The organism is Bradyrhizobium sp. MI1.4 (assembly GCF_055811315.1).
This window is the reverse complement of the sequence record NZ_JBVVPP010000056.1, coordinates 38,952-45,114: the sequence shown is the minus strand read 5'-3', so window position 1 is coordinate 45,114 and position 6,163 is coordinate 38,952. Positions and strand designations below refer to the sequence as shown.

The following is a 6,163-nucleotide window of genomic DNA, read 5'->3' as shown; positions in this document are numbered from 1 at the left end:
ACCTTGAAGGCCGCGTTGTTGTTCAGGATGCCACCGCTCAGCACCGCAGCGCCGGTCAAATCGATCTCGCCATTGCCGGTGACCGTGCCGGTGCCGTTGATCGTCGCCCCGTTGACCGTCAGCTTGCCGTTGGCATCGACCGTGACGTTACCGGCATTCGCAACCGTCGAGCCCTGGTCGATCGTCAGCGCACCGTTCGCCAGCACTTCGATCGTACCGGTGCTCGCGTTCGTGATCGTCTCGTGGTCCAGCGCGTTGCCGGTGCCGCTGACCTTGAAGGCCGCGTTGTTGTTCAGGATGCCACCGCTCAGCACCGCAGCGCCGGTCAAATCGATCTCGCCATTGCCCGTGACAGTCCCGGTACCGCTGATCGTGGCGCCGTTAACTGTCAGCTTGCCAGCGGAATCGATCGTGACGTTGCCGGCATTCGCGACAGTCGAGCCCTGGTCGATCGTCAGCGTGCCGTTCGCCAGCACCTCGATCGTGCCGGTGCTCGCATTCGTGATCGTCTCATGGTCGAGCGCATTACCGGTGCCGCTGACCTTGAAGGCCGCATTGTTGTTCAGGATGCCGCCGCTCAGAACCGCGCCGCCGGTCAGATCGATCTCGCCATTGCTGGTGACCGTGCCGGCACCATTGATCGTGGCGCCGTTGACCGTCAGCTTGCCGGTGGCGTCCACCGTGACGTTGCCGGTGTTGGCGACGCCGGAGCCCTGGTCGATCGTCAGCCAGCCATTCGCCAGCACCTTGATCGTGCCGCCGGATGTGTTTGCGACGGTCTCGTGGGCGAAATCCGCCGTGCCCTTGATGTTGACCGCCCCTGAATTGTTCAGCGTGCCGTTCTTGAGGACGCTGCTGCCGTCGAGTTCCAGCGTGCCGGCGATGGTGACCGTGCCGCCGCTGATGGTGGCGGTGCCGACGATCAGCGTCGTGCCGGCATCGGCCTTCAGCGTGCCGCCGGCATTGTTAATTCCGGCGAGCGTCTTCAGCGTGCCGCCGAACAGCTCGATCGTGCCGGAATTGGTGATTGTGGTGCCGTTGGCGAAATCGCCGCCGCCCTTGAGCGTCAGGTAGCCGGCATTGGTGAGGACGCTGCTGTCCAGGAACTCAGCCTTGCCACCAACCGAGATCGTGCTTGCCGTGAAATTGGTGAGCTTCGAATCGGCCTTGAGGCTGATCTCGCCCGCAATCGTCAACGCACTCTTGTTGATGACTTCCGGCGCCTTGTGGCCGACCGCGGTGTCGTAGTCGTTCATCGTGATCGACTTGGCGTAGGCTGCCGTGTCGATCGTCACCGGATAGGACGGCGTCAGCCCATGCAGCTGGTCGGTGATGACGATGACGTCGTCATTGATGGTCGGGACCGTGCCGGTTGCCCAGTTGGCCGCATCCTTCCAGAAGCCGCCGGAGGGAGCACCGGGCTTATCGGTCGCGATCCACACCACGGCGGGAGCGTCGGTGCCGGTGATCGTGACGGTGATGGTCTGCTGCGAGGTGGCGCCTTGCGCGTCCTTGAGCGTTACGGTGTAAACCAGCGTCAGCACCTCACCCTTGGGGATGAAGTCGGCGAGATAGACCGGCAGGTCAGCCAGCGACCAGTTGATGGTGCCGGTGCCGTCTCCGGTGCTATCGGCGCCCGCCGCGATCGCGACCGACATCGCGCTCTGGAACGCCGCAAGCGGCCCCGGCGGAACGGTGCCGTCAGGCAGGGTCGCGCTGGTCAACGCCACCGACACCGTATGCTTGTCGGTGAGATCGACGTCGTCGAAGCTCAGCGTGCCCGACGTGGGAACATCGCTGGTGAGCGGGCCACCCGGCACGCTGGTGCCGCCTTCGAAGATGATGGTCGGAACGCTGGTGGTGATCACCGGCTTGTCGTTGGTGCCGGTGATCGTGATGGTGATGTCGATGGTCGACGTTTCGGGATTGACCGAGAAATTATTGTTGACGCGGACCTTGTAGGTCAGCGTCAACGTTTCGCCCGCCGCGAGGAAGTCGAAGACGTGGTCGGGAATCGTGTAGGTCCAGACCGCCGAGCCGTTGTTGTTGTTACCGGCGGCTGCGGCCACGCTGAGCTGGATCTGCGTTGCCGCGATGTCCTGCTTCTGGAGTGCAGAGAGCGCGCCGGTGACATCCTGCTGGCCGGCGTTCTTGTAGACAAAGTTCGGCGCATCGCCGAGGTCTATGCTCACCGTCGGCAGATCGGCCAGGTTTTGATCGACGAAGGTGATGCGACCGGAGATGGTATCGTAATGAGTTGTGTCGCCGGTCGTGCCCGCGCGCTCGATCATCTCGAACGCCGTCTTCACATTGCCGTTGAGATCGAGGCTTTGACGAACGGGCGGGCCGGGAATGCGGGTGCTGGTCGACGGATTATGGCCGGTCCCCTGCGATCCCGGCTCAGGGAGATGCGTAAAGGTCGCGGTCGCGGTGGCACCGGTATCCGTCTTGATGAAGACAATGTTGCCGGTCTGCGTGATCGAGTCGGTGAAGTTCTGGGTCAGCTTGGTGTTGCTGTTGTTGTCCGTGAACTTCAGCGTGAACACGTCCGTGATCAGCTTCTGGATGTCCGGCGACATCAGCGCATTGGAGATCGAGACGTTGCCGCCGCTGATCTGGATCATCTGGCCGGCCTGGTTGACCGTCGCGATCGGCAGCAGCGTGACCTTGTCGAACAGGATGTAGGAGCCCGTCGTGCCGTTCGGCTCGACCAGCACCTGGAAGCTTGCCTGCGGCTGCGGATCGCCGCCGCCAGCGGGAACGACGAAGTTGATCTGGCTCAGCACCGCCGTACCGCGGATGCCCATGGTGGCGACCGGCGTGTCGACCTTCATGTCGCCGTGCTTAGCGGTCTCACCGGCAACGAAAGTGATGGTGCCTGCGACCAGACTGAGCAGAGAGGAATTGTTCGACCCGTTGGGGTCGTAGACCATATCGTTCAGCACCATCCGCGCATTGGAGGACAGGCCGAACACCGTGCCGTCGATGAACGTAATGCCGAGCGTCGAGTCGCCGCCGGTCGAGACCACGTCGCCCTTCTCGACGTTGTCGCCATTGTTCAGGATGACGGAGACGCCGTTACGGACCGCGGTCGCGCTGCCGGAGAGCTTGGTGACGTGGCCGATGACCTGCGCGGCGGCAATGCCTGAGGCGGCCTGCGCGTATTGCACATGGCCGGTGAGTGCGTTGACGACGTCGCCGGTGAGGTGCGCGCCGTCGGGCGAGGCGATCGCCGCGCGCTTGTCGCCCCTGAAATAATCGTGAACGACGAAATCGTGCCCATCATGGGACAGCACGAGATCGAGACCGGCGCGCTTGAAATCGCCGTTGAAGATCAGGTTCGGGTCGGGAACCACGAATGCGCCATCGGGCACGTGGCCGTGTGCCTTCGCAGTAAAGGAATCGACATGGCCATCGGCGGGCGATCGGGAACCCAAGCCGTCCAAGGAAATCGCGGCGTCAAATTTGCCAGCGTAATTCAATCCGGGCACCAAAAAAGGAGTTAAAATCTAAGTAAGTATCGCTCGCCTAAACTTGCATATCATTACCAAGTCCTTAGCGAAACCACCTATTGCTTGTGTGATTTCGCATCACCAAGCGGTCGATGCTCTCGGACGGCTGGGCACCTGCAGGGAAGCCAAAGTAATCTTTCAAATACTCATAAGTAAAGTAGCGCTTATTTTCGCTCATTTTCAGTAACCTCATGTATTCTATTGCAGAAATCTGGCAATAGATACTTCTGTCATCTTTTGTTCGTGGTGCCCCGCACGACCCTGCGGCAAATACGGGGCCAAATCTGTGATCCAGCTAACAGAACTCGCGAAATAGCCAACCGTTAGCCATAGGGCGCAGAATCAGTTTCACGACAACTTCTGCCTGCAATTGGTCCCTCTTCGCGGCAACCGCCGCCCTCCTAGCCGGCGAATCGTAAAATTTTACGCAATATGAGCAGGCCCGTTTCAGCCTGTTGCCCGGTTTTGGGACCCCAGCCGGGCGCGTTAAGCAGAACAAAACCGCCCGCCTCGCACTATCTCCGCGAAAGCAACAAAGCCCGGCACGTGCAGGTCGAGGGGGACCTGGCGAAGCCGGAAGGGGATGTCAGATGGAGACCGCTGCTCGTTCGCGCGCTTGGCGCGCTATCCTTGTGCTGTGCGGATTGATCCTACTCGGATCGGCCGCCGAGCTTCGCGCTGGCACGCTACTATCGCCGGGAGCCGGCGTCCTCGTGCGCAAATCCGCCGAGCCGTTCGGCGTGTTCGCCTTCGCCATCTCAGCCGGCAGCCTGCAAGAGAAATGGCTCGCGCTGAGGTCCAGGCTCGACGATGACATGGTGCAGCTCGCGCTGTGCGACGGCGACCGGAACAATTGCGCTTCGCCCGCTGCGCTGAAACTGCTCGCGATCGTCGACCAGGCCCGCAGCCGTGACGGCCGCGCCCGGCTGGGCGAAACCAATCGCGCCATCAACCTCGGCATCCGCGCCGCCGATGACGGTTCTGAGGACGTCTGGAGCTCGCCGCTCGCGACCTTCGCGCGTGGCGCCGGGGATTGCGAGGACTATGCCATTGCCAAGCTCGCCGCTCTTAAGCTCGCGGGCATTGCCGCCGAAGATATCCGCATCGTCGTGGTGCGCGACCTCAGGGCCGGCGAAGAGCATGCGATTGCCGCTGCACGGCTCGACGGCCACTGGCTGATGCTCGACAACCGTCGCATGGCAATGGTCGAGGACGACGCTGCACGTAGCTACCAGCCGCTGTTCGTGCTCTACCAGTCGGCCGTGTTGAAATATGTCGACGAGCCCGTGCGGTTCTCGATGATCGCCGCCGAGGCGCGTTGATCTTGTTGTAGCCCGGTAAAAAGTACGCTTACCCCACAAAGCCATTTCGCCGCGCGATTCGGGACGCTAGCATGCCCGCGGCTATGCGGGGGCGACTGGAATGCGGTTCATCGTGCTGACTATGCTTGCGCTGCTGGCCTTGCCGGCGGCTCCAGGCTTCGCGCAATCCAGCCCGTCCGACCGCTCCGTCGCCGACAGGCTGCCGCTGTTTGCCAAGAACAACTGCCAGCAGATCCGCGATCCCGGCAATCAATTGTTCTGCGGTGATGCCGAGCTTGCCGCCGCCGCCGAGAAGCTGAGCACGGGAATCGAGGCGCGGCTTGCCCGCCTGCCCGATCGCCTGCCTGGGATCGAGGAGAACGCGATCTGGATCCGCCAGCGCAATCTCGGTTGCGGCATCGTCGGCCAGACCGCGATCCGCGCCGAAGATTTCGACCGGGTGAAGGCATGTCTTCTCAAGGTGACCGATGAGCGCGCAGCGATCGTACGCGATCCGGATTTCGACTGTCTCGCCGCCAACACCGCCGCGGGCGCGCTGATCTGTGCGGACCCGTCGCTGGCGCTGGCCGAGACTGAGTTGAACAGCCAGGTTCTCGGCCTGATCGGCAAGCTCGATCCGACCGCGGCGCGCTTTGCCTTCGCCGAATACGGCCGGTGGACGCGGGAGCGCGATCGCAAATGCAATCTGGTTGGCAAGGAGAACGTGCCGCTCGGGGAACTCGAGTCCGCGGAGGACTGTCTCGCCGGCTATCTGAAGCACAAGGCTGACGAGATTGGCACGGCGAAAGGCGATCCGAAGAAGGTGTTCGGCCGGCAGGTCGCAGCCCACTCGCCCGACACCGATGCCGTCGATTTCTGCGCCGCGCGAATCCACGCGGCCAATTCCTGCGGCAACTTCCTCCGCATCAACCGCGTCTACGCACTCGACAGCCAGGTGGGCGAGCAGGAGGCGCAGGTCACGGGCGAGATCGAGATGGCCGTGCTGGCGCCCTTCGCCACCTGCAGCAAGATCGCCACGACCTGTACGGGCACCTGCTGGGATGCCAGAACGGGTCGTCCGCAGCCCGGCGTCGGCAACAAGGAGCGCTCCACGGACGCCTTCAACGTCACACGCCGCCTGCGGATCCAGCGCACGTTTGCATTTGTCAAAGCCGCCGATGGCTGGCGCTGCCGGGAAGACGAACTGGCCCCGGTGAATTCAGGCACCGCGGGTGGAGGATCGTAGGGCTGTGTGCTCTCCCTCTCCCGCTCTTCGCAGGGAGAGGGTTGGGGTGAGGGGCTGCTTCAGCGAATCCGGTGACAGACTCTTGGGAGAGCCCCCTCACCCGG

Annotated in this window: 3 protein-coding genes; 2 read left to right on the top strand and 1 reads right to left on the bottom strand. The window is 62.8% G+C overall.

From position 1 onward, the window contains the following. Window positions 1-3,482: FecR domain-containing protein (locus AC0L23_RS34140; RefSeq protein WP_473357986.1), on the bottom strand; the 3,482-nt coding region annotated here is incomplete at its 3' end. A gap of 620 nt (window positions 3,483-4,102) precedes the next feature. On the opposite strand from AC0L23_RS34140, the gene AC0L23_RS34135 reads away from it, so the two are divergent. Both AC0L23_RS34135 and AC0L23_RS34130 read left to right on the top strand, forming a co-directional pair. Then, entirely contained in the window at window positions 4,103-4,834 is a 732-nt protein-coding gene (locus AC0L23_RS34135; protein WP_085349301.1) for a transglutaminase-like cysteine peptidase, read from the top strand. A gap of 100 nt (window positions 4,835-4,934) precedes the next feature. After that, window positions 4,935-6,059 carry a lysozyme inhibitor LprI family protein gene (locus tag AC0L23_RS34130; protein WP_085349300.1) on the top strand — a complete coding sequence of 375 codons (1,125 nt, stop codon included), beginning with the start codon at window positions 4,935-4,937 and terminating at the stop codon, window positions 6,057-6,059. Window positions 6,060-6,163 lie beyond the last annotated feature (104 nt).

Coding starts and splice junctions, on each gene's coding strand:
- AC0L23_RS34135 (WP_085349301.1), top strand. CDS start 4,103: ATGGAGACCGCTGCTCGTTCGCGCGCTTGGCGCGCTATCCTTGTGCTG.
- AC0L23_RS34130 (WP_085349300.1), top strand. CDS start 4,935: ATGCGGTTCATCGTGCTGACTATGCTTGCGCTGCTGGCCTTGCCGGCG.